The 26,167-nt window shown below is 46.6% G+C and carries 23 protein-coding genes; 20 read left to right on the forward strand and 3 right to left on the reverse strand.

What is annotated here, in order from left to right; all coding sequences use genetic code 11:
• The first annotated feature begins 352 nt into the window (after nt 1–352).
• The 3 genes from spo0A (at nt 353) to ACQCVE_RS00790 (ending at nt 3,144) form a co-directional block, all read left to right on the forward strand.
• Nucleotides 353–1,144 (forward strand): sporulation transcription factor Spo0A, encoded by a 792-nt coding sequence (gene spo0A / locus ACQCVE_RS00780; protein WP_426843847.1) that lies wholly within the window; start codon nt 353–355, stop codon nt 1,142–1,144.
• 465 nt (nt 1,145–1,609) lie between these two features.
• Nucleotides 1,610–1,840 carry a hypothetical protein gene (locus ACQCVE_RS00785; RefSeq protein ID WP_426861279.1) on the forward strand — a complete coding sequence of 77 codons (231 nt, stop codon included), beginning with the start codon at nt 1,610–1,612 and terminating at the stop codon, nt 1,838–1,840.
• Between the two features lie 578 nt (nt 1,841–2,418).
• On the forward strand, nt 2,419–3,144 hold the full coding sequence (locus ACQCVE_RS00790; protein WP_426861281.1) for a glycerophosphodiester phosphodiesterase: 726 nt from the start codon (nt 2,419–2,421) through the stop codon (nt 3,142–3,144).
• Between the two features lie 122 nt (nt 3,145–3,266).
• Here ACQCVE_RS00790 and ACQCVE_RS00795 read toward each other — a convergent pair whose 3' ends face one another.
• Entirely contained in the window at nt 3,267–3,503 is a 237-nt protein-coding gene (locus ACQCVE_RS00795) for a DUF2627 domain-containing protein (protein WP_426861283.1), read from the reverse strand.
• 155 nt (nt 3,504–3,658) lie between these two features.
• On the opposite strand from ACQCVE_RS00795, the gene ACQCVE_RS00800 reads away from it, so the two are divergent.
• The 8 genes from ACQCVE_RS00800 to ACQCVE_RS00835 all read left to right on the forward strand — a co-directional run bounded on the left by ACQCVE_RS00800 (nt 3,659) and on the right by ACQCVE_RS00835 (nt 13,928).
• A complete protein-coding gene (locus ACQCVE_RS00800) occupies nt 3,659–5,725 on the forward strand; it encodes a sigma 54-interacting transcriptional regulator (protein WP_426861284.1) in 2,067 nt (688 codons plus the stop codon).
• A 129-nt stretch (nt 5,726–5,854) separates the two neighbouring features.
• Nucleotides 5,855–6,751: a phosphate butyryltransferase gene (gene yqiS / locus ACQCVE_RS00805; RefSeq protein ID WP_426861286.1), complete on the forward strand. Its 897-nt coding sequence runs from the start codon at nt 5,855–5,857 to the stop codon at nt 6,749–6,751.
• 75 nt (nt 6,752–6,826) lie between these two features.
• Nucleotides 6,827–7,921 carry a branched-chain amino acid dehydrogenase gene (gene bcd / locus ACQCVE_RS00810; RefSeq protein ID WP_426843854.1) on the forward strand — a complete coding sequence of 365 codons (1,095 nt, stop codon included), beginning with the start codon at nt 6,827–6,829 and terminating at the stop codon, nt 7,919–7,921.
• Nucleotides 7,922–7,939: 18 nt separating this feature from the next.
• Nucleotides 7,940–9,079, forward strand: a complete 1,140-nt coding sequence (gene buk / locus ACQCVE_RS00815) for a butyrate kinase (RefSeq protein WP_426843855.1) — start codon at nt 7,940–7,942, stop codon at nt 9,077–9,079.
• A gap of 21 nt (nt 9,080–9,100) precedes the next feature.
• The gene (gene lpdA / locus ACQCVE_RS00820; protein ID WP_426843856.1) at nt 9,101–10,522 is read left to right on the forward strand and encodes a dihydrolipoyl dehydrogenase; all 1,422 of its coding nucleotides are present in this window, start codon (nt 9,101–9,103) and stop codon (nt 10,520–10,522) included.
• Nucleotides 10,523–10,547: 25 nt separating this feature from the next.
• Nucleotides 10,548–11,540, forward strand: coding sequence for a thiamine pyrophosphate-dependent dehydrogenase E1 component subunit alpha (locus tag ACQCVE_RS00825; protein WP_426843857.1), 993 nt, complete (start codon nt 10,548–10,550; stop codon nt 11,538–11,540).
• Nucleotides 11,541–11,552: 12 nt separating this feature from the next.
• Entirely contained in the window at nt 11,553–12,536 is a 984-nt protein-coding gene (locus ACQCVE_RS00830; RefSeq protein WP_426843858.1) for an alpha-ketoacid dehydrogenase subunit beta, read from the forward strand.
• 96 nt (nt 12,537–12,632) lie between these two features.
• Complete coding sequence (locus tag ACQCVE_RS00835; protein WP_426861288.1) at nt 12,633–13,928, forward strand: dihydrolipoamide acetyltransferase family protein; 1,296 nt, start codon at nt 12,633–12,635, stop codon at nt 13,926–13,928.
• 787 nt (nt 13,929–14,715) lie between these two features.
• On the opposite strand, the gene ACQCVE_RS00840 is transcribed toward ACQCVE_RS00835, so the two are convergent.
• Entirely contained in the window at nt 14,716–15,612 is an 897-nt protein-coding gene (locus tag ACQCVE_RS00840) for a YegS/Rv2252/BmrU family lipid kinase (RefSeq protein ID WP_426843859.1), read from the reverse strand.
• Nucleotides 15,613–15,794: 182 nt separating this feature from the next.
• Here ACQCVE_RS00840 and ACQCVE_RS00845 point away from each other — a divergent pair, with 182 nt between their 5' ends.
• From ACQCVE_RS00845 to ACQCVE_RS00885, 9 genes are all read left to right on the forward strand, one after another.
• On the forward strand, nt 15,795–17,648 hold the full coding sequence (locus ACQCVE_RS00845; protein ID WP_426861290.1) for a methylmalonyl-CoA mutase family protein: 1,854 nt from the start codon (nt 15,795–15,797) through the stop codon (nt 17,646–17,648).
• Entirely contained in the window at nt 17,648–19,795 is a 2,148-nt protein-coding gene (scpA, locus tag ACQCVE_RS00850; RefSeq protein WP_426861292.1) for a methylmalonyl-CoA mutase, read from the forward strand. The genes ACQCVE_RS00845 and scpA overlap by 1 nt, the downstream gene beginning before the upstream one ends.
• On the forward strand, nt 19,792–20,802 hold the full coding sequence (gene meaB, locus ACQCVE_RS00855) for a methylmalonyl Co-A mutase-associated GTPase MeaB (RefSeq protein WP_426843862.1): 1,011 nt from the start codon (nt 19,792–19,794) through the stop codon (nt 20,800–20,802). The genes scpA and meaB overlap by 4 nt, the downstream gene beginning before the upstream one ends.
• Before the next feature lie 107 nt (nt 20,803–20,909).
• The gene (locus tag ACQCVE_RS00860) at nt 20,910–21,347 is read left to right on the forward strand and encodes a BrxA/BrxB family bacilliredoxin (RefSeq protein WP_426843863.1); all 438 of its coding nucleotides are present in this window, start codon (nt 20,910–20,912) and stop codon (nt 21,345–21,347) included.
• Nucleotides 21,348–21,641: 294 nt separating this feature from the next.
• Nucleotides 21,642–22,427, forward strand: coding sequence for a transporter substrate-binding domain-containing protein (locus ACQCVE_RS00865; RefSeq protein WP_426844238.1), 786 nt, complete (start codon nt 21,642–21,644; stop codon nt 22,425–22,427).
• 71 nt (nt 22,428–22,498) lie between these two features.
• Nucleotides 22,499–23,155, forward strand: a complete 657-nt coding sequence (locus tag ACQCVE_RS00870) for an amino acid ABC transporter permease (RefSeq protein ID WP_426843864.1) — start codon at nt 22,499–22,501, stop codon at nt 23,153–23,155.
• On the forward strand, nt 23,148–23,870 hold the full coding sequence (locus ACQCVE_RS00875; protein ID WP_426861294.1) for an amino acid ABC transporter ATP-binding protein: 723 nt from the start codon (nt 23,148–23,150) through the stop codon (nt 23,868–23,870). The genes ACQCVE_RS00870 and ACQCVE_RS00875 overlap by 8 nt, the downstream gene beginning before the upstream one ends.
• Before the next feature lie 133 nt (nt 23,871–24,003).
• Complete coding sequence (locus tag ACQCVE_RS00880) at nt 24,004–24,987, forward strand: aromatic acid exporter family protein (RefSeq protein ID WP_426843866.1); 984 nt, start codon at nt 24,004–24,006, stop codon at nt 24,985–24,987.
• 24 nt (nt 24,988–25,011) lie between these two features.
• Nucleotides 25,012–25,533, forward strand: coding sequence for a L,D-transpeptidase (locus ACQCVE_RS00885; RefSeq protein WP_426843867.1), 522 nt, complete (start codon nt 25,012–25,014; stop codon nt 25,531–25,533).
• Between the two features lie 333 nt (nt 25,534–25,866).
• Here the strand turns inward: ACQCVE_RS00885 and prli42 are convergent, their stop codons facing one another.
• Nucleotides 25,867–25,968, reverse strand: coding sequence for a stressosome-associated protein Prli42 (gene prli42 / locus ACQCVE_RS00890; RefSeq protein WP_426843868.1), 102 nt, complete (start codon nt 25,966–25,968; stop codon nt 25,867–25,869).
• Nucleotides 25,969–26,167 lie beyond the last annotated feature (199 nt).

The following is a 26,167-nucleotide window of genomic DNA, read 5'->3' on the forward strand; positions in this document are numbered from 1 at the left end:
GTGAAGGCTGTTTAAAGCGGCTCTCCTCATAAGAATGAGTCCCAATCCGCGCTGGGCCGCATTATTAAATCATTCTTTCAGACAAACCTTAGCCAATGATGTAAAATTCCCTTTATTTATCCCTGAATATTGGTTACAATATCCATAGAAAGATTTTTCGACATCATTGTCAGAAAATTTAAATGTCAAATTGCATTTATAGTCGAAATTGTGAGTAAAATGAAGAAAAACAGAGATATATTTAAATTTTGAATTTTTTTCAAAAATTTAGAGGGTTTTATTCACGATTGTCGAAAACTTCTTTTACATGACCAACACTATTTTGGTGATTGAAGACTGAGGAGGAAAACTGGTGAATAAAATCAAAGTGTGTATCGTAGATGATAATCGTGAGTTAGTGGGGCTTCTTGAGGAATACATTTCAAGCCAGAATGATATGGAAGTGCAGGGTGTGGCGTATAATGGCCAGGAATGTCTGCAAATGCTGGAAGAAAAGAAACCAGACGTATTGGTGCTTGATATCATCATGCCTCATCTCGACGGGCTTGCTGTGCTGGAAAAGCTTAGAGATCTGAACCTGGAAAAGCAGCCAAACGTTATCATGCTGACGGCATTCGGGCAGGAAGATGTAACAAAGAAAGCTGTAGATCTTGGTGCCTCTTATTTTATTCTCAAGCCGTTCGATATGGAAAACCTCGCGAGCCACATCCGTCAGGTCAGCGGGAATGCATCACCGGTCATGAAAAGGTCATCCAACTCCATCCTCAGCTCTAAACCTGAAAATAAATCCAGAAACCTTGACGCCAACATTACAAGCATTATCCATGAAATTGGAGTGCCTGCCCACATTAAGGGATATCTTTACCTGCGTGAGGCTATTTCAATGGTCTATAATGACATTGAGCTGCTCGGGTCCATTACGAAGGTTCTATACCCGGACATTGCTAAGAAGTACAACACGACCGCAAGCCGTGTAGAGCGAGCGATCCGCCATGCGATTGAAGTAGCCTGGAGCCGCGGGAACATTGAATCCATCTCTTCGCTGTTCGGCTACACCGTCAGCATGACAAAAGCAAAACCGACGAATTCCGAATTTATCGCCATGGTTGCCGATAAGCTTCGTTTGGAGCATATGGCCAGCTGAAAGGGTTAGAATAGGTGAGAAGAACGCCCGTTGCTGCGGGTGTTTTTTTATGGACCGTTTCTTCTCCGGCACCAGCCTCGGCTCACCCGCTCAGATGAAGCAGTGTATCAGGTCTCTCTCTATCCGGCAGAAGCCTATCCACCTGACAGCATTTCATTAATATTGACCAAGGAATTTTAAGAAAACCACTTTTTCTCCCGCAAAATACCCGCTGCTTCCTTCCTGTTTTACATAATTTACAAAAAATAAACAAAAAGGGATGAACAGCTTTACAATTCCAATTTAGTATATGGAGTAACGTGTCACCAATCATCAAACATAGGAAGGTGCGGGCCATGAGCAGAAGAATCAGGCGTTCGATCCAGCAGAGACTGAAAAAAGCAGCCCTTGCATTCAAAGGGCATCAGAAGGGAACATCACCAGGCTCACCGTCAGCAGCATAAAAAACTTTTCGGAAGAGTACCCATGAAAAAATCGAAAGTCCCTGGAAACTGGCTTAACTTGTCTCTCGCTTCTGCTGTAGTCCTAAGTGCGATTGCTATCCCTTCTGCCTTTCCTGCAGCTGCCCAGTCTGAAACGGCAGAATCCATCGTCAAAATGCGCCTCATGGAAACGACGGATATACATACCTTTATTATGGATTATGACTATTACTCCGACTCATTCAAGCAGACTAACGAAAAACCGCAAGCCTGATTAATGAAATGAGAAGTGAAGCCAAAAACTCAATCCTCTTAGATAACTGAGATTTGAAGAAATACAGAGTGGGTTAACACAGGTGGTCCTTATTTTGCGAGGGTCGAAAGAAGGATTTTTATTTACAATGGCAAACTGCTAATAAAAGGCGACGTGAAGATGTATGCTCCCAACGGATCGTTTTCCGGACATTGAAAAGAGGAGAATTAATAAAAGTGTACGGAAAAGACAATAAAGGATACAGAGTGGAAGAACGCTACTATATAAAGACGGCCTCCAGTACCCGGTATTATGAAGGAATGGTCACATTAAAAACCGACCTTAAGATGCGAAGAAAGACAGCCCCTCCATCATGCTGAATAAAGGTCAGCGCTACCGCGTCTTCGGCACAGAAGGAAGATTGCTGAACCTGGGTGGAGGGTACATGCTCCAGAATGACAAAAGCAAAGTAAGCTATACGAAAAACTGAAGTACGAGCTGGGCAGTCCATTCATTTTAATGGACAAGTCCGGCGTTTTTTAATTAAGGAATATGTGGTATAGAATAAGGATTAGACTAATTCGAAAGCAGGTGACGTCATGACGATGATTTTCGGACATAGAGGGGCAGCGGGAACGAGCCCGGAAAATACAATGATTTCTTTTAAAGAAGCCATTCATGCCGGAGCGGACGGAATCGAGCTGGATGTCCATTTAAGCAAGGATCAAATTCCGGTTGTCATTCACGATGAAACGGTGAATCGGACTACGAATGGAACCGGTTATGTAAAGGACCATCTTGCTGAAGAGTTAATTCGTCTGAATGCCGGCCGGTTATTTAATGAAGAGGCTCCTATACCGTTGCTAAAAGACGTACTAAAATGGGCTTGTGAAAGTGAAAAGCCGTTTATTATCAACATTGAGCTTAAAAATAACATGATTGAATACTCAAATATTGAAGAAATTGTGATCCAGCTCGTAAAGGAACACAAGTTATCCGAGCGGATTATTTTGTCATCCTTCAATCATTCCAGTATGGTCCAGGCGCTTAAAACGGATCCGGTTATTGAAACGGCACTGCTGTATTCAGATGGTATTTATAAACCTTATGACTACGCGAGGAGGGCCGGTGCAAGGGCCATCCATCCGCTGATGCGAACGGTAAAAAACGAATTAATCAATCAGGCACGGGAAAACAGTGTGGCCGTCAGACCTTTTACCGTAAATGACGAAGAGGAAATGAGAACGCTGTTTGAATGGGGAGCATCCGCCTTTTTCACCGATTATCCGGAAAAGGCGGTCCGCATAAGAGAATCGATTACATGAAAAAAGGCTGCACCCAGGCAGATTAAACCTGACCTGGGTGTCAGCCCTTTTATCTTTTGGAAGAATCGCGTGCTGTCTCAGGCAGAGTGGGCGCATCGCATTCCCTGTATTAAAAGAATCCATTACCTCCGGCTGAATCTTTTCTGCACCTTATTGTGTTTGCGGTCGCGGTAAAAAATAAATCCTGCAGTAAATCCAAGGCCTGCAATAAACAAAGTCAGACCAATCAAAAATTGAATCAGCAGGGAAGGGATGGGCGGCTGAAGGATTCCGAAAAAAAGGTCCCGAATCAGTTTTATTCCATAGGCAGCCATCATTCCCGGTATGAGGACAATGATCAATGCGATTATTCTCGACATTATTGTAACCCTTTCCAATTGCGCAATTTAGCTTTATTCTTTGCTTTTTAAAAAGATTTGTCAAGCAGGATTTCTATGATAAAATTGATTAATGCAATAATTTGCAAAAAATAAAGGTGGATATGAAAAATTTTTCATAATCAAAGGGGATCTGTATGCAAAATGTGTTGCTTGTCGGCGCGGGAAAGGGCGGAACAGCCTTATTGAAAATGCTGGTTGAGACTCAAGTGATGAAAACGGCAGCAGTAGCGGACATAAACAGCCAGGCTCCCGGCATTCTTTACGCAAAGGAGGCGGGCATCCCTGTTCATTCGGATTGGAGGATGCTTCTGACCAATGACATTGATGTGGTTATGGAAGCTACTGGAAAACCTGAAGTTCTGGAGGCATTGCTAAAAGAAAAAAAGAGCCACACCATTGTTGTCCCATCCTCAGTCGCACTCATCATATCGAGTCTTACGAGTGAAAAAGAACAATTGATTAACAGGCTGAAGGAACAGACTAATAAGTATTCAACCATCCTGGATGCCACCAATGACGGGATGATTGTAATAGATGCAAGTGAAGATATCATCTTTATTAATCGGGTGGCAGAAAATGTGACAGGAAACATGAGAAAAAATGTTCTTGGCCGCAAAATAAGAGAGGTCATTCCGAATTCAAGACTTCCGGAAGTCCTTTACAGCCAAAAGCCTGAATACAATCAGGAGCAGATTTTGGATAATGGGCTCAAAATCATCACAACCAGGATTCCGATTTTGAATCCAGATGGATCGCTTAGAGGGGCCCTCTCCCTGTTTAAGGATATTACAGAGGCGGTTCAGCTTGCTGAGGAGCTAACCAATCTGCGCGAAATTGAAACGATGCTGACAGCGATCATTCAATGCTCCGATGAAGCGATATCTGTGGTTGATGAACATGGCAGGGGGATTCTTGTTAACCCTGCCTACACAAGAATGACGGGGTTAAGGGAAGAAGACATCATCGGTCTCCCGGCTACCGCGGATATTTCAGAAGGGGAAAGCATGCATTTGCGTGTCCTGCAGACGAGGCGTCCGGTCCGGGGAGTGAGGATGAAGGTTGGCAGCAGCCGGAAAGATGTGCTTGTCAATGTCGCTCCTGTCATAGTGGACGGGAAGCTGAAGGGGAGCGTCGGAGTCATTCACGATGTTTCCGAAATTAAGACGTTAACAGCAGAATTGAACCGTGCCAGGCAGATTATCCGTACACTTGAAGCGAAATATACGTTCCAGGACATCATCGGCGAAAGCGAGGAAATGAAGCTTGCGATTGAGCAGGCGAAGCTTGGTGCGAAAACTCCCGCCACAGTTCTGTTAAGGGGAGAATCGGGTACGGGAAAAGAGCTGTTTGCCCACGCGATACATAATGAAAGCGACCGAAAGTACAATACATTCATCCGTGTGAATTGTGCCGCCATCGCAGAGAATCTTTTGGAAAGCGAATTGTTCGGCTACGAGGAGGGGGCTTTCTCGGGGGCAAAAAGGGGCGGCAAGAAAGGGTTTTTTGAGGAAGCGAATAATGGGAGTATCTTTCTCGATGAAATTGGAGAGCTGTCTCCGCAAATGCAGGCCAAGCTTTTAAGGGTTCTTCAGGAAAAGGAAATCGTCCGTGTTGGCGGAACAAAAGCGATTCCGGTGAACGTCAGGGTTATTGCGGCAACCAATCTGAAAATTGAAAAGGCTATGACGGAAGGAGCTTTTCGTGAAGACCTTTATTACCGGCTGAACAGATACCCGATCTCCATTCCGCCTCTTAGACAAAGAAAAGGGGATATTCCAGCGTTGAGCGCCCATTTGATCCGGAAAATCAACCAGGATTACGGGAAGTACATTGAAGAAATTTCTTCTGAAGCAGCGGATATCCTTTTCAGCCATGATTGGCCGGGGAACGTGCGTGAGCTTGAAAATATTTTGGGGAGGGCGATGATTTTTATGCACCCTTCAGAGAGGTGCATTCATTCCTCGCATTTGCCGGATTTTGTAGCCAAAAGACAAGCTGTCCATCAAATAGGAATAAATCCTGAGGAGAATCTGCCATCGCTTTCAGAAGCAGTGGAAAAAACCGAAAAAGACGTAATAACTGCGGCTCTTCAAAAATTCGGGTATAATCGGACCCGAACTGCAAAATCTTTAGGCATCTCTCTCAGAACACTGTATTATAAAATGGAAAAATACGAAATTGCAAACATTAGCACGCAATAAATTGCATAAAGTGCAGGTTTTTGCATTCTTTTAAAAGGCTAACGCCTGCCACTGTATGCCTTTTCAGTTTGGCACGCTTCTTGCAGTATATAGTTTGGGTGCGAATTTACATGAGAGGGTGATTCTTACTTGAAATTACAAACAATTCTCGAAAATGCAGCCCGGACTTCCGGTAAAAAGGTGGCCGTCGCTTCTGCAGAGGATATCGAAATCATCAACATGATCCTGATGGCCCAAAACCTCAGCATGGCCGAATTCATTTTATTTGGGGATGAAGAAGGAATCCACTCCTTGCTTCAGGAGAAAAACGCTGTGATGGGACATATTAAGGTTGTCCATGCCTCATCGCATAAAGAGGCAGCAGAGCTTGCGGTCAAAGCCGTCAGCAGCGGTGAAGCAGACGTGTTAATGAAAGGCGGATTGCCTACAGGCGTCCTCATGAAGGAAGTATTACATAAGGAGTATGGTCTCAGAACGGGAAAAGTACTTTCCCACGTGGCGGTGTTTGAGGTTCCTGCCTGTGACCGGCTTTTATTCTTAACGGATGTCGCCATGAACGTGGATCCTGATTTGCAGCAAAAAGTACAGATCCTTCAGAATGCGGTACATACAGCAAACCGGCTCGGGCTTCCGCTGCCAAAAGCTGTACCGATTGCGGCAGTTGAACTGGTAAATCCTTCGATGCAGGCTACACTGGATGCTGCCGCTCTTACACAGATGAACAGAAGAGGCCAAATCCTAAATTGCCTCATTGACGGCCCGATGGCGCTCGATGTAGCTGTGTCAGAGGAGGCGGCCCGTCATAAAGGTGTTAGCGGAGAGGTAGCCGGTAAAGCGGACATTTTGTTAATGCCAAATATGGAAGCTGGAAATGTATTTTATAAATCGCTGGTTTATTTTGCCCAAGGGAAGGTGGGCGGCCTGATAGCCGGAGCAAAAGCTCCAATCGTATTGACAAGCCGTTCAGATTCTGCTGAAAGCAAGCTGTATTCCCTCGCAACAGCGATTTGCACGTCTGAATCGTAAACTCTTCATCTTTGTACATCAGCCATTACGTTTAACCGAGCCAAAAAAACAAAGAAAACCAGGGAGGAACTCAAAATGGAACTTTTTAAATATATGGAGCACTATGATTACGAGCAAGTACTTTTCTGCCAGGATCAACAGTCAGGGCTAAAGGCAATCATCGCCATACATGATACAACACTTGGACCTGCACTTGGCGGAACGCGTATGTGGACCTATGAATCAGAGGAAGCAGCAGTAGAGGACGCGCTGAGGCTTGCGCGGGGAATGACGTATAAGAATGCAGCGGCCGGCTTAAACCTCGGCGGCGGGAAGACCGTAATCATCGGTGATCCCCGGAAAGACAAAAATGAAGAAATGTTCCGTGCATTTGGACGCTACATTCAAGGCTTGAACGGAAGATACATAACTGCTGAAGATGTGGGGACAACGGTAGCGGACATGGACATCATCCACGAGGAGACAAGCTATGTAACCGGAATTTCCCCTGCATTCGGCTCTTCCGGCAATCCATCTCCTGTAACGGCATTCGGTGTATACAGAGGCATGAAGGCAGCTGCTAAAGAAGCGTTCGGAACAGATTCGCTGGAAGGCAAAGTAATCGCGGTACAGGGGATTGGCAATGTAGCGTTTAACCTTTGCCGCTACCTCCATGAAGAAGGTGCACAGCTGATTGTGACGGATATCAATAAAGAAGCGGTTCAAAAAGCTGTCGATGAATTTGGTGCAAAAGCTGTGGATCCAAATGAAATCTATAGCGTAAACTGCGATATTTATGCACCTTGTGCATTGGGAGCAACAATTAATGATGATACGATTCCACAGCTGAAAGCACGTGTAATTGCCGGCGCAGCAAACAATCAGCTGAAAGAAACCCGTCATGGAGACACCATACATGAGATGGGCATCATCTACGCTCCGGACTATGTAATCAACGCGGGTGGTGTCATTAACGTAGCAGACGAGCTTTACGGCTATAACCGTGACCGTGCTCTAAAAAAAGTAGAAGGAATCTACAGCAACATTGAGAGTGTCCTTGAAATTGCTAAGCGTGACAGTATTCCGACATATAAAGCAGCTGACCGTCTTGCAGAGGAAAGAATTGAGCGGATGAGAAATTCAAGAAGTCAATTTCTTCAAAACGGCCATCATATCCTAAGCCGCCGGTAAACGGAAAGGCAGCCGGAAATGCGCATCAGTTTAGAAACGGAGGATTCACTTTTGCAGGAGACAGAGTATCGGATTTTGGTTATCAACCCGGGGTCCACATCAACGAAAATCGGTGTTTTTGATTCAGATCGGCCTATTTTAGAAAAAACCATCAGGCATAGTACAGAAGAGCTTAGTTCTTTCCAAACAGTGATTAGCCAATACCAGTTCAGGAAAGATGCGGTTTTGGAAGCGATGGATGAGGAAGGAATCAACATATCCAGGCTCTCTGCTGTGTGTGGAAGAGGAGGGCTTCTGCGTCCCATTGAAGGGGGGACGTATGAGGTGAACAGCCAAATGCTGGAGGACCTTGAAAAAGGGTACTCCGGTCAGCACGCTTCAAATCTCGGCGGTATCATCGCCCGGGAAATAGCTGCCGGACTGAACATCCCGGCCTATATTGTGGATCCTGTTGTGGTGGACGAAATGGCCCCGATTGCTAAACTATCCGGAATGCCATCTATTGAACGCAAAAGCATCTTCCATGCGCTGAATCAAAAAGCAATGGCCAGGAAAGCAGCCGCGCAGTATGGAAGGAACTATGAAGATTTAAACCTGATCGTGACGCATATGGGCGGAGGAATCACGGTCGGTGTTCATAAAAACGGGAAGGTCATTGATGTAAACAACGGGCTTCACGGAGATGGGCCGTTCAGTCCCGAACGGGCAGGAACGGTTCCGGCAGGCGACCTGATTTCCATGTGCTACTCCGGTGACTACTACCGTGAGGAAGTCATGAAGAAGCTTGTAGGACAAGGCGGTATGGTCGGGTACTTGGGAACCAGCGACGCGATTCAAGCAGAAAAAATGGTTGAAGCCGGAGATGAAAAGGCAAAACTTGTAATGGACGCGATGGCCTACCAGGTCGGCAAGGAAATTGGATCCGCAAGTGCTGTGTTAAAAGGAAAAGTGGACGCCATTATACTTACCGGCGGCCTTGCTTATGGAAAACGGTTTACGTCTCTGATCTCAAGCCATGTGGATTGGATTGCGGATGTCATCGTGTTTCCCGGTGAAAATGAACTTCAATCGTTAGCCGAAGGTGCTCTAAGGGTCCTTAGAAAAGAAGAACAGGCGAAAGAATATCCAGGAAACAAAAAGACTGTGCGAATCTTTTAACGAGCAGAAAGGAGCATTTTCATGGCCACAGAATATGATTTAGTCATTGTTGGCGGCGGTACCGGCGGATATGTAGCCGCCATCCGCGCTTCCCAGCTTGGACTTAAAACAGCAATTGTTGAAAAGGGCAAGATTGGAGGCACATGTCTCCATGCAGGATGCATCCCAAGTAAAGCGCTTCTCCGCAGTGCCGAAGTGTATGCACAGACGAAAAACGCTGCGGAATTCGGCGTTGAAACAGCGGGTGTGGAGCTGAACTTTTTAAAAGTGCAGGAACGAAAACAAAAAATAGTGGATCAGCTCCATAAAGGCGTCCAGCACTTAATGAAACAAGGGAAAATTGATGTGTATGAAGGAATTGGGCGAATCCTGGGTCCTTCAATATTTTCTCCGATGCCAGGAACGATTTCTGTAGAAATGAACGACGGGACCGAAAACGAAATGCTAATCCCAAAAAACGTCATTATTGCTACCGGTTCGAGACCGCGTACATTGCCTGGACTCGAATTGGATGGAGAAACGGTCTTGTCTTCAGATGATGCATTAACCCTTGAACGTCTGCCAGAATCCATCGTGATTGTGGGAGGCGGAGTCATTGGAATTGAGTGGGCTTCCATGCTTTGTGATTTTGGAGTGAAAGTTACGGTTATTGAATATGCAGACCGGATTCTTCCTTTAGAGGATGCTGAAATCTCTAAGGAAATGCAAAGGCTTTTGAAGAAAAAAGGAATCACGGTTGTCACTGGAGCAAAAGTATTGCCTGAAACAATGAAAATAGAGAATGGTGTTTTCATTGAAGCCGAAATGAACGGCAGCAGCCAGACCTTTGAAGCAGAGAAAATGCTTGTATCTGTCGGACGCCAGGCTAATGTCGAAGGGATCGGGCTCGAAAATACAGATATCGCTTTAGATAAAGGATTCATCAAAGTCAATCCTTATATGCAGACAAAGGAATCGCATATTTATGCGATTGGAGATGTGAACGGGGGGCTTCAGCTTGCTCATGTTGCCTCCCACGAGGGAATCCTAGCAGCTGAGCATATCGCTAACGAACAGCCACATCCGCTTGACTATTCCCTTGTCTCCAAATGTATCTACTCCTCTCCGGAGGCGGCCAGTGTTGGCTATACAGAAGAGGAAGCGAAAGATAAAGGATTTCATGTCAAGACCGGCAAATTCCCATTCCGGGCTATCGGAAAAGCACTTGTTTTCGGAGAAGCTGATGGCTTTGTTAAAATCGTAGCTGACAAAGATACAGATGATATTCTTGGCATTCATATGATCGGTCCGCATGTGACAGACATGATATCTGAAGCCGGACTTGCCAAGGTGCTTGATGCGACCCCTTGGGAGATTGGTCATACAATCCATCCCCACCCGACGCTCTCAGAAGCGATTGGCGAGGCGGCGCTTGCAGTAGATGGGAAAGCAATTCATGGCTGATGCCATTCATTTAGGAGGGATTTCCATGGCTGAAAATCGTCATGCAGCACTCGGTTTAACCGATGAACAAGTGCTGGAAATGTATAAAACTATGGTTATGGCCAGAAAAATTGACGAGCGGATGTGGCTTTTGAACCGTTCTGGAAAAATACCATTTGTTATTTCCTGCCAGGGACAGGAAGCGGCTCAGGTCGGAGCTGCTTTTGCACTTGACCGCCAAAAGGATTATGCGCTCCCTTATTACCGCGACATGGGCGTGGTGCTTGCCTTTGGGATGACGGCAAAGGATTTAATGCTATCCGGATTTGCTAAGGCAGAGGACCCGAATTCCGGCGGACGGCAGATGCCTGGTCACTTTGGACAAAAGGTGAACCGTATCGTAACGGGCTCATCCCCTGTAACAACCCAGGTGCCGCATGCAGTGGGAATTGCCCTTGCAGGAAAAATGGAGAAAAAGGACCTTGTAACATTTGTGACCTTTGGTGAAGGATCGTCAAATCAAGGGGATTTCCACGAAGGCGCGAACTTTGCAGGAGTACATAAACTGCCGGTCATTTTTATGTGTGAAAATAATAAATACGCAATATCCGTTCCTTACGAAAAACAGGTCGCTGCCAAAAATGTTTCCGACCGTGCGATCGGATACGGCATGCCGGGCTTTACTATTGACGGAAACGATCCTCTGGAAGTGTATAAAGCAGTGAAGGAAGCGGCTGACCGGGGACGCCGAGGAGAAGGGCCAACATTAATCGAAACCATTTCCTACAGGCTCACTCCGCACTCCAGTGATGATGATGACCGCAGCTACCGGGAACAGGAGGAAGTGGCAGAAGCGAAAAAGAATGACCCCAATGCAAAATTTGCTGCTTACCTGAGAGAAGCCGGCATCTTGACCGATGAAATCGAAAAATCGATCTTAGATGAAATCATGAAGGAAGTAAATGAAGCGACCGATTACGCAGAACATGCTCCTTATGCAGATCCTGAATCTGCATTAAAGCACGTATACGCGGAGTAAGGAGGAGAAAAAATGGCAGTTATATCTTATATCGATGCTGTCACAATGGCCATCCGCGAGGAGATGGAACGTGACGATAAAGTATTTGTACTTGGGGAGGATGTCGGAAAAAAAGGCGGCGTTTTTAAAGCGACCCATGGACTGTACGACCAATTCGGGGAAGAGCGTGTAATCGATACACCTCTCGCTGAATCTGCGATTGCCGGTGTTGGCATCGGTGCAGCCATGTATGGAATGCGGCCGATTGCTGAAATGCAGTTTGCAGATTTCATTATGCCGGCTGTCAATCAGATTGTTTCAGAAGCAGCCAAAATCCGCTACCGGTCGAACAGCGACTGGAGCTGTCCCATGGTCATTCGCGCCCCTTACGGCGGTGGAGTGCACGGAGCCCTTTATCATTCACAATCAGTCGAAGCGCTGTTTGCCAATACCCCTGGACTGAAAATTGTCATGCCTTCTACCCCATACGATGTAAAAGGGCTGCTGAAGGCGGCAATCCGCGATGAAGACCCCGTGCTGTTCTTCGAGCACAAACGTGCCTACCGTTTAATAAAAGGGGAAGTTCCAGCAGATGATTACGTTCTCCCTATCGGCAAAGCGGACGTAAAACGCAAGGGAGAGGATCTCACGGTCATTACATACGGCCTATGTGTCCACTTCGCTCTTCAGGCAGCTGAAAGACTTGCACAGGATGGAATATCAGCACACATTCTTGACCTAAGAACAGTTTATCCGCTGGATAAAGACGCCATCATAGAAGCCGCTTCGAAGACAGGAAAAGTCCTGCTGCTGACGGAAGACAATAAGGAAGGAAGCATCATGAGCGAGGTTTCAGCCATCATCGCGGAAAACTGCCTGTTTGACCTGGATGCTCCAATTATGCGTCTCGCAGGTCCGGACGTTCCAGCAATGCCATACGCTCCTACAATGGAAAAATACTTTATGGTAAACCCGGATAAAGTCGAAGAGGCCATGAGAAAACTCGCTGAATTTTAATCTGAATGGGATTGAAATGGTGGCTCGGAGCAATTTTTGTGCCATGAAAAGCAGGGATTTACAAAGCCAATCTTTCAAAAAAAGGAGTGCCGAACAATGGGAATGGAACAGATGACCATGCCCCAGCTGGGGGAGAGTGTTACAGAAGGTACAATCAGCAAATGGCTTGTTTCGGTTGGTGATCAGGTAAACAAGTACGATCCAATCGCTGAAGTAATGACGGATAAGGTAAACGCAGAAGTTCCATCATCCTTTACAGGTGTAATTAAAGAGCTTACTGCAGCTGAAGGAGATACGCTTGAAGTCGGACAAGTCATCTGTAAAGTTGAGGTAGAAGGCAGCCCGGCCAAGGAACCAGCTGCTGCTGAGGCGCCTCCAGAGGAGACCGCTCAAGCTCAGGAAAGCGACGATGCCCAGCCAAATAAGAAACGGTATTCGCCTGCCGTGCTGCGTCTTGCCCAGGATAATGGAATCGACCTTGAGCAGGTTAACGGAAGCGGTGCAGGAGGAAGAATCACCAGAAAGGATCTGCAGCAGCTGATTGATAGCGGCACAGCTCCTAAAGCCGGTTCCCAGGCCGCCTCCGGCAAGCAGCCAGAACCGTCCGTAACCGAAAAAGAGAAGAGTCCGGCCGAAGCGTCTGTACAGCCGAAGGCGCAAGGAACAGCTCAGCCGGTGTCTGCAGCTCCCGGGGACATTGAAATCCCCCTTACCGGCATTAGAAAAGCAATAGCAGCCAACATGCTGAAGAGCAAGCACGAAGCTCCGCATGCATGGACAATGGTGGAAGTAGACGTCACAAATCTCGTAGAGTACCGCGGATCCATCAAAGATGAATTCAAGAAAAAAGAGGGCTTTAACCTTACCTTCTTCGCCTTCTTTGTAAAAGCCGTTTCTCAGGCCCTAAAAGAATTCCCGCAAATGAATTCCATGTGGGCCGGCGATAAAATCATCCAAAAGAAAGACATCAATATCTCGATTGCCGTCGCCACTGACGACGCCCTGTTCGTGCCTGTCATCAAACAGGCAGATGAAAAAACAATCAAAGGCATCGCCCGTGAAATCACCCAGCTTGCTGGCAAAGTCCGTACCGGCAAACTTGGTGCCGAAGACATGAAAGGCGGCACCTTTACAGTGAACAACACCGGCTCTTTCGGCTCTGTCCAATCGATGGGCATCATCAATTACCCGCAGGCTGCCATCCTGCAGGTTGAATCCATCGTCAAACGTCCCGTAGTCATGAATAACGGCATGATTGCTGTCAGGGACATGGTCAACCTCTGTCTCTCCCTCGACCATCGCGTCCTGGATGGATTAGTCTGCGGACGTTTCCTGGCAAGAGTAAAAGAAATACTTGAAACGATTTCAAAGGAAAATACTTCGGTTTACTAAGGCATGAAGGAGATTTAAAGCTGGAGCAGAGCGTATTGTATACGGTCTGCTCAGTATGTTCAGTATGCTTAGTCTGGTGTTGTATGGACTTGTGGATTTGGGCTCTTGTGCTATTGTGCTCTTTTGCTCTTTTGTGCTGTACCTCCGTCCCCCGCTGCGGTGAAGGATAGAGGGACAGAGACAGAATTCCCCTATCCTTACTCTCCCAACACTTTATAAGCTTAGGGGACAAAGGCAGACCAGTAGACATAACTGGGGTCGGAGGCATCCTCCGACCTCTGTTTTTCGCTGATATGGGGACGGAGCATCAACCTTGCGTTCCCATGACCTCCAAGGTGTGAGGCAAAGTGGTGCCGGAGCTTTAATCCTTTAGCAGAGTGAGGGTCGGAGGCAGCCAACCCGCAGGCACCATGGTATGCCCCACCCAAAGCCACCGTGGTTTTCCGGTTATAACGGTGCCGGAGCTTTACTGCTGTAAAGGGGCGGGGGACAGAGACGTGGAACTGCCAGCCCTTGCGCAGCAAGGATTGGCGGATCAGGTGCCGGAGCTTTAGTACGGCAGCGAAAGTGGGGCCAGGCACTGTGCCTGGCCCCTGCTGCTTTAATGCAAAGCGGTACGGAGACTTGTTCTTTCAAAGCCTTGCGGTACAACGGTTCAGAGAGATGGTGCCGGAGCTTTAATCCTTTAGCAGAGTGAGGGTCGGAGGCAGGCAACCCGCAGCCACCAGCATTCCCCACGGTAACCACGGAAAATAACCTCCTAAACTAAAGTTTGATCGCGCCCCGCTTATTCCACCTCAGGAACCAGAAATTCAATATGCTGCTTCAATACTGTGATTTCCTCCGGTGTGCCGGAGTATACCTCACCGTCGGTATCGGCTTTCATCGGATGTTCTGTTGTGATTTCAATTCTTTTTCCTGTAAAATGCAGAAGATCGGATTCGTTGTTATCCCACTTGGAAGCGTCTTTCATCGTGAGCATGTCCCGGATTGCTGCAAGGTTGGTGTTTTTTAGTATAAATACATCGGCTTTCCCGTCTTCAGGGGAGATCCCCGGGTAAGGGAGGGCATTTGTTCCGATGAATTTTCCGTTTGCGACGAGCACCATCACGGCTTCGCCTTCAAAGTGGTCCTGATCAGCCTGGATTCTGACTGGGAATGGATCCATTTTCTGTACGGTGCGGAATGCGCTTAGGAAGTAGCTGATTTTACCGAGCATTGCTTTTTCTGAATCAACGATATTTTCAGAGGTTTCGGTGACCAGTCCGATTCCCCAGAAGTTTAGAAGAAAATGTTCACTTGTCTGAATCACATCAATTGGCTGTCTGGATCCGCTTGAAATAACTTGGACGGCCTCTTTCAGGTTTTGCGGAATGCCGAGTGTTCTGGCGAAATCGTTGCACGTTCCGCCGGGAAGTATTCCCACTGCCGGTCTTTTCTTTAGCTTGGCAAGGCCATTGATGCACTCGTGGACCGTGCCGTCTCCCCCCAATATATAAACAAAATCCATTTCTTCCCCGTAAATTTCACAATATCTCTTTGCATCGAAACGCCGTTGTGTCTGAAGGATTAAAAGATGCGGATGGCCCTCAGCGAGTACGGGGACGATCATTTGAAGGTTTTTATCAATATTCTTTTGTCCGGCATTGCCGTTTATAATCAGCATGGCTTTTTCCATCTTCAATCGTCCTTTTCAAACAGAGTTTATTATTATGGTTAGTATACCACTTGGAGAGACCGGAGAAACCAGGGCGGACAATTGCTGGATGTGGATAGTTATAATACAATGAAGGCAGGGACGGTTTTGTTTTTCTTATAAAATGAAAACGCATTCTTAGGGGGTGGGCTTCCTGTTGGAAGCACAAGATGGATAAGAAGCAGGAAACGCAGATTCATTATCAAAACGGTACAGAACAAGCCTGGCTGAATGCTGTTGAAAAAGCACTTAAAGGGGAATCGGCTGAGACGCTTAAAACGAAAACAAAAGAAAACATTATTTTGAAACCGCTTTATTTGAAGGAAGATTCGACTGCCGTTCCAGAGCCTGGGGTTTTTCCGTATATACGCGGCACCGCTGAACAAAGAGGGATGTGGAAAGCGTCTCAATCGCTGAATCACCACCAGACGCTAGATGAATTGGTGCTGGGAATAAAGAAGGCAGCAGGACTGGGGCACAATTCTTTTTATTTATCGGATTTTAAAGCCTTGTCATCGTCTCAGGATGTGATGGTACTGGCGGATGCAATAAAAAAATATACTCTTCATTTTATGATTGATTTTGAGGAAGCTCCCCATTGGATGACGGTTTTTTCAGGCAGGGTTCCTGAACTTGGAGAAGGGGGAGCAGGCTGTGATCCTTATGAAGCATTGATGAAAGGATACATAGATGAACCGGGCCTCGGGTCTGCATTGAACTGGATGGCTGATTATACGGATGCTTGCGGGTCCCGTCCTGATCAGAAAACGATCTGGTTTAAAAGCGGCTGTCTCCATGAAGCGGGGGCAGACGCTGTTCAGGAGCTTGCCTGCACATTTGCAAAAGCTCTTGATTTTCTGAATTGGTGCAGGCAGAACGGCAAGCCTATTCAGCTGCTTGCCGGAAAAACAGCTTTTCAGTTTTCTGCCGGTTCCCATTTTTTTATGGAAACGGCAAAGCTGCGTGCAGCAAGACTGATTTGGAGTTCGATTCTTTCTGCCTTCGGAGAAACTGGGGAAGCTCAAAAAATGTATACTCATGTTCTTACTTCGTCTTTAAATAAATCAAAGCTTGATGTGCATGTGAATCTTCTGCGTACCACAACCGAAGCGTTTTCGGCCGTGATCGGAAATGCGGATGCGATTACAGTTCTTCCGTTTGATGAGGTGATCGGAGGTTCTGTCATGTCCGAGCGGATTGCGGGTAATATTCATTACTTGCTGAGTGAAGAAAGTCTTCTGGAAAAAGTCAGCGATCCCGGTGGGGGTTCATGGTATTTAGAAGCCCTTACGAAAGAAATTTCAGAAAAGGCATGGGAAAAAATTATGAAGATTGAGGCTAAAGGGGGGTTCGTACCATTCTTATCGAGCGGAGAATTGCAGTCTGAAATAAGCGGGAGTTATCAATACCAGGCCGAAGCCCTTCATTTGCATAGAAAAAAAATGATTGGCGTTAATGATTATGCGAATCCGGAAGATCGGATAGGTGCCCGGGAAAAAAAAGAACTCCGCGGTATGTGGCCTAAAGAATCGTTCCGCCATGTGCGGTCTGCTTTAGCAAACGGTCAACACCCCGAATTTTCCGCCCCGGATATGGACAGCCCGTGGGCTGCTCCGGAAAGACTGGCTGTTCCATTTGAAAGATTAAGAGAATCCGCCCAGGAGTATGAGGGAGGGGTACCTGCTGTCCAGATTGCCGTTTTTGGAACGCTGAAAGAATACAAGCCGCGTCTGGACTTCCTTAAGGGCTTGCTTGCTTCAGGCGGAATAGGGGGGGCAGTGACGGCACTCGATATGCTTGATTTCAGCCGACCGGTCTTCTTGTGCGGAACTGGACGGAGCTATATTGAAAATGAGGCTGACATTAAGCACGTTCTGTTTTATTGCCGGAACAATGTATTCATTGCAGGAGAAAAACCGGAAAACTGGAAGGAAACCTTTCCTAAAATGAAGGAAGTGGCTTCTGGAATGAACCGGCTCGAATTTTTAGAAGAATTGCAGAGAGCATTGGGGGTGAAATGCTGATGGAAAGAGTGCATCTTAAAGCCGGCCATCTAAAAACCGATTGGTCAGAGTCGGGAAACTGTGCAGAGCCTGTATTTGAGACGAATGAAAAAATAACTTTGAAGCAGTGGTACAGCGAATCAGATGGTCAAACTGAAAATACCTTTCCCGGTCTGCCTCCGTTTACGAGAGGTCCATATGCGGCGATGTACGTTAACCGTCCATGGACGATCCGCCAATATGCCGGTTTTTCAACGGCGGAAGAGAGCAACGCGTTTTACAGACGCAATTTGGCTATGGGTCAAAAAGGGCTCTCTGTCGCCTTCGATCTTGCAACCCACAGGGGCTATGATTCCGATCACCCACGGGTAGAAGGGGACGTTGGCAAAGCCGGGGTGGCCATTGATTCGATCTTGGATATGAACATTCTGTTTGATGGAATTCCGCTCGATGAGATGAGTGTCTCGATGACGATGAACGGGGCCGTTCTGCCAATCATGGCCTTTTATATTGTATCGGCTGAGGAGCAGGGAGTTTCAAAGGATAAGCTTACCGGAACCATTCAAAATGATATTTTAAAAGAGTATATGGTACGGAACACGTACATTTATCCGCCTGAAATGTCGATGAGAATAATCGGTGATATTTTTAAATACACATCTGAGCATATGCCGAAATTCAACAGCATCAGCATATCCGGCTATCATATGCAGGAAGCGGGAGCCCCGAATGATATAGAGCTTGCCTATACTCTCGCCGATGGGCTGGAATATGTAAGGACCGGGCTGAAGGCCGGGATGGACATTGACACATTTGCTCCAAGACTCTCCTTTTTCTGGGCCATCGGGATGAACTATTTTATGGAAGTGGCTAAAATGAGAGCGGCGAGAAAATTGTGGGCGGAGCTGATTGCACCGTTCCATCCTGCAAATCCTAAATCACTGGCACTCAGAACGCATTCGCAAACATCCGGCTGGAGCCTAACCGAGCAGGACCCATTTAACAATGTGGCAAGAACCTGCATGGAAGCTCATGCTGCGGCCATGGGCCATACCCAGTCGCTGCATACGAATGCGCTGGATGAAGCCATTGCTCTTCCGACGGACTTCAGTGCAAGGATTGCCAGGAATACGCAGCTCTATCTTCAGGAGGAAACCGGAATTTGCGATGTGATTGATCCTTGGGGCGGTTCCTATTATGTCGAATCGCTGACACATGATCTAATCGAACGGGCCCGGACATTAATTACAGAGGTCGAGGAGCTTGGCGGAATGGCCAAAGCCATTGAAACGGGTCTTCCCAAGATGCGGATTGAAGAGGCTGCAGCCAGGAGACAGGCAAGGATTGACTCGGGGAAGGAAACCATCGTCGGTGTGAATCGTTTCAGGCTTGAGAAGGAAGATGAACTCGATGTCCTGACTATCGATAACAGCGAGGTCCGAAGCAAGCAAATCCTGCGCCTTGAACGCTTGAAGGCTGATAGGGACGATGCGAAGACTGGGGAATCGCTTAGAGCCCTTACGCAGGCAGCGGAGACGGGCGAAGGCAATCTGCTCGAACTAGCCGTGGCAGCCGCGAGGAACAGAGCAACACTTGGCGATATTTCCTATGCCATTGAACGTGTGTCAAAACGTCATCAGGCGGTGATTCGATCTGTGAGCGGAGTGTATAGTTCAGAATACTCAAACGACGAAGAAATCCGGGGGGTCAGAAGGGCCGCGGATGAATTTCAGGAGCTTGAAGGGAGGAGACCGAGAATCCTCATTGCCAAGATGGGCCAGGATGGACATGACAGGGGAGCAAAGGTCATCGCTACGGCGTTTGCGGATTTAGGCTTTGATGTTGACATTGGTCCGCTTTTCCAGACACCTGCAGAGACAGCTGCCCAGGCAGCTGAAAATGACGTCCATGTTGTCGGCATGAGTTCGCTTGCAGCCGGTCACAAAACCTTATTGCCCCAGCTTAAAGCTGAGCTGAAAAAATTGGGGCGGGAAGATATTCTGGTTATTATCGGGGGGGTCATCCCGTTTGGCGACTATGAATTTTTAAAAGAAAATGGAGCGGCCGAAATCTTTGGACCTGGTACGGTAATTCCTGCAGCAGCCATGAAGGTGCTGAACAAGCTCTATGATGTTCTTGGGTATGAGGACGTGAAGGACGAGGCATGAAAAGAAGAAAGCATAATCATGAGCCGGTAAATACAGAGCAGCTGGCAGAAGGCCTTCTGAGAGGGGACCGCCATATTCTGGCCCAATCCATCACGCTGGTCGAGAGCGGGGCATGGCGCCATTTCGAGGCTGCTCAAAGCCTGCTTGAAAAAGTACTGGCAAAACGGACCGAGTCCATCAGGATTGGGATCACAGGTGTCCCCGGGGCCGGAAAAAGCACGTTTATTGATGCATTCGGTACGTACCTGTGCCAGCAAGGGCATAAAGTAGCCGTCCTGGCAGTCGATCCGTCCAGCCACGTTTCTAAGGGGAGTATCCTCGGGGATAAAACGAGAATGGAAAGACTCTCCATTAATCCGGATGCTTTTATCCGCCCTACCCCATCGGGAGGGACGCTCGGCGGGGTGAGCCGGAAGACGAGGGAAACCATCCTGCTTTGTGAAGCGGCGGGCTTTGACGTCATCCTGGTAGAAACGATGGGTGTGGGTCAGGGGGAATTTCTCGTACGCGGCATGGTGGATTTCTTTCTGCTTCTCGTTCTTACAGGTGCAGGAGATGAACTTCAGACAATGAAAAAAGGGATTATGGAACTCCCGGACCTTGTCGTTGTAAATAAGGCAGATGGGGATAATCTGCCCCTTGCCAAAAAGGCGGTTCAAGAATACAACTCCATGCTGCACTTTCTTAAGCCTTATACAGAAGGCTGGACGGCAGAAGCAATGCCTGCGAGCGCGCTAAAAGAAACCGGAATCCAGGAAATCTGGAATTCCATTCAGACTTTCCGGACGGAGACGAAAGCATCGGGTATATTCGGCTCCCGCAGACGGGCACAGCGGAAGGACTGGCTGCATGAAAGCATTAAAAGCGAGCTTCTTCAGGCTTTTTATCAGGATTCTGCAGTAAGTATGCTCCTTCCTGGGGCAGAGCAGGACACGATGGAGGAGAAAGCGGCCGTTTCATCCATTGTACACAAGCTCGTTTCCGGATTTCTTGATAAAAAAAGCTGAACGGTCTGTTTGCGGAAACGGCCTTACAATTGGTAAAATGGAAAAAGTAGCGCACTTATACGGTTTCATCCAGCAGACCGATGCTGCAGAGGAAAGGAGAAATTAGAATGAACATTGATTTTAACCTGTTTATGAACGATGTGGTCAGGCAGGCACGCCAGGAAATTACGGCTGCAGGCTATACAGAGCTGACGACATCTGCAGATGTAGAGGATGTATTCAAACAAGAAGGCACCACGCTTGTGATGGTTAACTCCGTTTGCGGCTGTGCAGGGGGAATTGCAAGACCTGCTGCTGCCCATTCTGTCCATTATGATAAACGGCCGGACCGGCTTGTTACGGTTTTTGCCGGCCAGGACAAAGAAGCAACGGCGAGAGCCCGTGAGCACTTTACAGGCTATCCGCCATCTTCCCCGTCATTTGCCTTGCTGAAGGACGGTGAGCTTGTTGCTATGGTCGAGCGTCATGAAATTGAAGGACATGAGCCAATGGCCGTTGTATCAAAACTGCAGGAAGCTTTCGAGCAGCACTGTAAAGAAGTTTAATCATGATTTTGTATAAATATTAAGTGGAAGAGACCTTTTGGGAAAAAGGTCTCTTTTTGCATTTTAATTTAAAATGTTACTATAGCTGGGTTTATAGTGTTTTATGAAAATAATAAAATAAAAAATAAAATTTATTTTTAATAGAGATATTGCATAAATATGTATACGTGTTAAAATACAGAATATCGTATAAATATAAGTTAAAAATTTCTTGATTAGTTCCACTATTTAAGACATAATTTTATTAAATTTAGAATATTTTAATTTTTTAAAAACTATAGGGGGAAACAAATGATGAAAAAGTGGTTTATGATGGTAATTGGTCTGGTGATGATGTTTGCTCTTGCTGCCTGCGGCACTGCAGAAAATGCATCAGGAGATGGCGGAAAAGAAGAAAAAGTACTCAAAATGGCAACATCTGCGGATTATCCGCCGTTTGAATACAAGGATACGGCTAAAGGCGACGAGATCATCGGCTTTGATGTGGATTTGGTCAATGCTCTGGCTGATGAGCTCGGGTACAAAGTGGAAATTCAGGATATGGATTTCAACGGACTCGTCGCTGCCTTGCAGGCTAAGCAGGTAGATATGGTGTTAGCCGGTATGACTCCTACAGAAGAACGCAAAAAAAATGTAGATTTTACGGATGTATATTACGTAGCTAAGCATATGATTGTCTCCAAGAAAGGAAGCGGAATTGAATCCATTGAGGATCTGGAAGGCAAAACCGTAGGGGTGCAGCTTGGATCCATACAGGAGGGCGAAGCGGAAAAGATTGCAGAAAAAACGGAAATCAAGGTTGAAAACCGCAATAAGATTCCGGAGCTTATCCAGGAGATCAAAGCTGGGCGTTTTGATGCCGCCATTATTGAAGATACCGTAGCAAAAGGCTTCTTTGAGAAAGATAAAGAACTTGAAGGCTTTACGATGGATACGAATGAAGAAGAGGCCGGCTCTGCTATTGCCTTCCAAAAAGGCAGCGAATATACGGAAGAATTTAATAAAGCATTAAATAAAATGAAAGAGAACGGCGAGCTGGAAAAATTAGTGGTTGAATGGTTCGGCCAGGATCAGAAATAAACATGGAAGAAGAACGTTCAACTGGATGAAGGTTGAACGTTTCTTATTCACTTTTAGAAAGGAGCTGCAGCATGGTTATCGATTTTGGCGCAATTTCTGATTCCATCCCTTTTATCATTCAAGGACTTGGCATCACATTCAAGGTAGTGGCTCTCTCTGCCCTGTTCGGCTTCGCATTGGCCATTATTCTCGCTCTCTTAAAAATCAGCCGCATCAAGCCTCTAAACTGGTTTGCAGATTTTTATACGTCCATATTCCGCGGGACTCCGCTCGTTCTTCAGCTCGTTATTATTTACTTCGGACTCCCCCAGTTTATAGGACCGATTGATCAGTACTGGGCAGCTGTAGCGGCATTCTCATTAAATTCGGCCGCTTATATTTCAGAAGTAATTCGTGCCGGGATTATGGCCGTTGATAAAGGGCAAAGAGAAGCCGCTATGGCGCTTGGGGTACCCTACAATCAGACGATGAAAGATATCATCCTGCCGCAGGCGTTTAAAAATATCCTGCCGGCTTTAGTCAATGAATTTATTACTCTTACAAAAGAGTCAGCCATTGTCACCGTAATCGGATTGGGAGATGTGATGAGGAGAGCCCAGCAGGTAGGAGGAAACACCTACAAGTTTTTTGAGCCCCTCCTTATAGCCGGACTCATCTATTACATACTGGTGATGATATTGACCTTAATCGGGAAGCTGGTTGAAAGGAGATTGAGACAAAGTGATTAACGTGGACATGCTGCATAAATCTTTTGGCAAAAACGAAGTTCTGCATAACATTTCTGTCTCGATACCAAAGGGGCAGGTTGTGGCGGTGATTGGTCCGTCAGGCTCAGGAAAATCAACTTTCCTGAGATGTTTAAACCTGCTGGAGGTTCCAACCAGCGGCCAGATAGAAATTGATGGCTATACTGTAACGGATCCAAAAGCAAAAATAAACACAATCCGCCAAAACGTAGGTATGGTATTCCAGCATTTTTATTTATTCCCGCACAAAACCGTTCTTCAAAACTTAATGTACGCCCCTATGACGGTTCGAAAGGTACCAAAGGCTGAGGCGGAAGAGAAAGCGCAGGAGCTGCTGAAGAAAGTGGGATTAAGCGAAAAGGCTTTCGAATATCCAAGCCGGCTTTCCGGAGGCCAGAAGCAAAGGGTGGCCATCGCCAGAGCTCTCGCCATGAACCCGGATGTGATGCTGTTTGACGAGCCCACTTCAGCTCTTGATCCGGAAATGGTGAAGGAAGTGCTGGATGTTATGAAGGATCTGGCCCATACCGGAATGACCATGATCATCGTTACGCATGAAATGGGATTTGCGAGAGAAGCAGCAGACCGGGTGCTGTTTCTGGATGGAGGATCTCTAGTAGAGGACGCCCCGCCGGCTGAATTTTTTGCCCAGCCAAAAACAAAAAGGGCACAAGACTTTTTAAGCAAAATATTATAAACTGGTAAAGGACTCGAGGAGCTGGCCAAACGGTGGCGGATTCCTTTCAGCCTGGCTGAGGGGAAGGACATTTCCGTTTGAACCGGTTCTTTTTTAGGTTAAAATAAAGGAACAATGAAATAGGAGTTTTTGAATGAATCGATTTCGAATTGGGTACAGAACCATCAAAACAGCACTGGGGACGGCGGCAGCCATCAGCATAGCCCAGATGGCCGGCCTCGAAAACTTTCCTTCCGCAGGAATCATTGCGATTTTATGTATTCAGGTCACGAAGAAAAAATCATTGCAAAGCTCTTGGGCAAGGTTTTTAGCCTGCTCCATCGCCATTTTGTTCTCGTTTGTTTTTTTTGAACTGTTTGGCTACTCACCGCTCGTCATCGGGATGATGCTCCTCTTGTTTATACCCACAGCCGTTCTCGCGCAAGCAAAAGAAGGGATTGTAACGAGCTCGGTGATCATCCTGCATTTGTATGCATCCAATCATATTACGTTTGAACTGGTCCTGAATGAGCTGGCGCTTATTGCCATCGGAATCGGAGTTGCTCTCATTATGAATCTATACATGCCAAGTGTAGACAGAAGGCTTGGGGAGTATCAGATTAAAATTGAAGGGAGTTTTGCGGCTATTTTCCGGCAAATGGAATTGTATCTGCTTGAAGGGGATAATGAATGGGACGGAAAAGAAATTACCGACACCGCCCGCCTCCTTCATGAGGCAAAAACCCTTGCCTTCCGTGACGTCGAAAATCATTTTCTCCGCAATGAAAATCTTTACTATCACTATTTTAAAATGAGGGAAAAGCAATTTGAATTAATTGAAAGGCTCCTCCCGCTCATATCCAATCTGTCCGTTACTGTAGAGCAGGGTGAAATGATCGCAGACTTTATTAAAGATCTGAGAGAACACATTCATCCTGGAAATACAGCCCATATCTTTTTAAGAAAGCTTCATCATATGAAAACAACCTTTCAGGAAATGCCGCTGCCGCAAACAAGAGAAGAGTTCGAAACAAGGGCAGCTCTGCTTCACCTCGTTCGGGAGCTGGAGCAATATTTGGTGATGAAAAGCTATTTTAAAGGATTAAGTAAGGATGGAAGGCCCTCAGATTCCGCATAATAAGGGAAAAAGAAGGTGCCGCAAATGAAATGGCTGATCGTTCTTTCCATCCTTATGGCCTCCCCGGTCTGGCCGCTTGGACAAAATCCAATAGCCGGCGATCCTTATCTAATCATGAACAAACAGACAAACGAGCTTGCTTTTATTGATGATGGAGCCATCCAAAAGGTATATTCTGTAGCGAGCGGCAAAAATTCAGAGCTCACTCCGGAGGGGGAGTTTTCCATTGTAGTCAAGGCAGTCAACCCCTATTACAGGAAAAAGAACATTGCGGGCGGCGATCCGAATAATCCCCTTGGACCGCGCTGGATTGGATTTGACGCAAAAGGGACAGATGGGAGGATTTATGGAATCCATGGGACAAATGCCGAAACCTCCATCGGTTTCTTTGTCACTCAAGGATGTGTCAGGATGCACAATGAAGAAGTGAAACAGCTGTTTTCACAAATTCCAATCGGAACAAAGCTGTGGATTACCGACTCAGACCGTTCCTTCAGGACACTTGCTCAGGAAAAAGGAGCCATCTCCAAGGATTCAGAACTATGATCCCTGTCCGGCTTCATCTTCAAGAACTCAATGATCATTCAAAAATTGCTTAGAGATTCTAAGCAATTTTTTTGTGCGCCCGCCTGCGTATTGCAGCGGCAGATTTGGCCGGAAAAAGGCATGTTTTATTTTGAAAGGAGAATGGTTCGGCCAGAAAGAAGAGTTTGGCTGAAAGGGGAGTGGTTCGATTTGAAAAAAAAGAGACGGAACACTGTTCGCATCCCGTACATCCAATTCAAGGTACCATGTCGTAACGCAGAAGGCTGTAACCACAGGTCTGCTTATATGCTGAAGGTGGTCAAAGCCGGGCTCTCCCTCCGGGTGGGAAAGCATTTAAAAACCGATAAAAGATGAAAGGCCTGCAAGAAGGGTAGTTAAAAGCATAACCCCGAGCATGACGTAAACGACGACTTTTTGTACTTTTTTATTAGACAATATATTCACTCCTAAAAATCAATAGTTTTATTTTACCGTGAAATCCTTTAGCGAACAAGTATATTCCAATTAATTAGAGGAGTGGCTGATCAGGTTTTTTAAACCAGCCGGCTGGTGATAAACCTTGCTTTCTAACTCCTTCTTCCAGAATGTTCCATCAACAGTTCTGTTAAGAGAATCACTCGAATAAGAAGGAATT

The organism is Metabacillus sp. 113a (assembly GCF_050107635.1).
Taxonomy (GTDB): Bacteria; Bacillota; Bacilli; order Bacillales; family Bacillaceae; genus Metabacillus_B.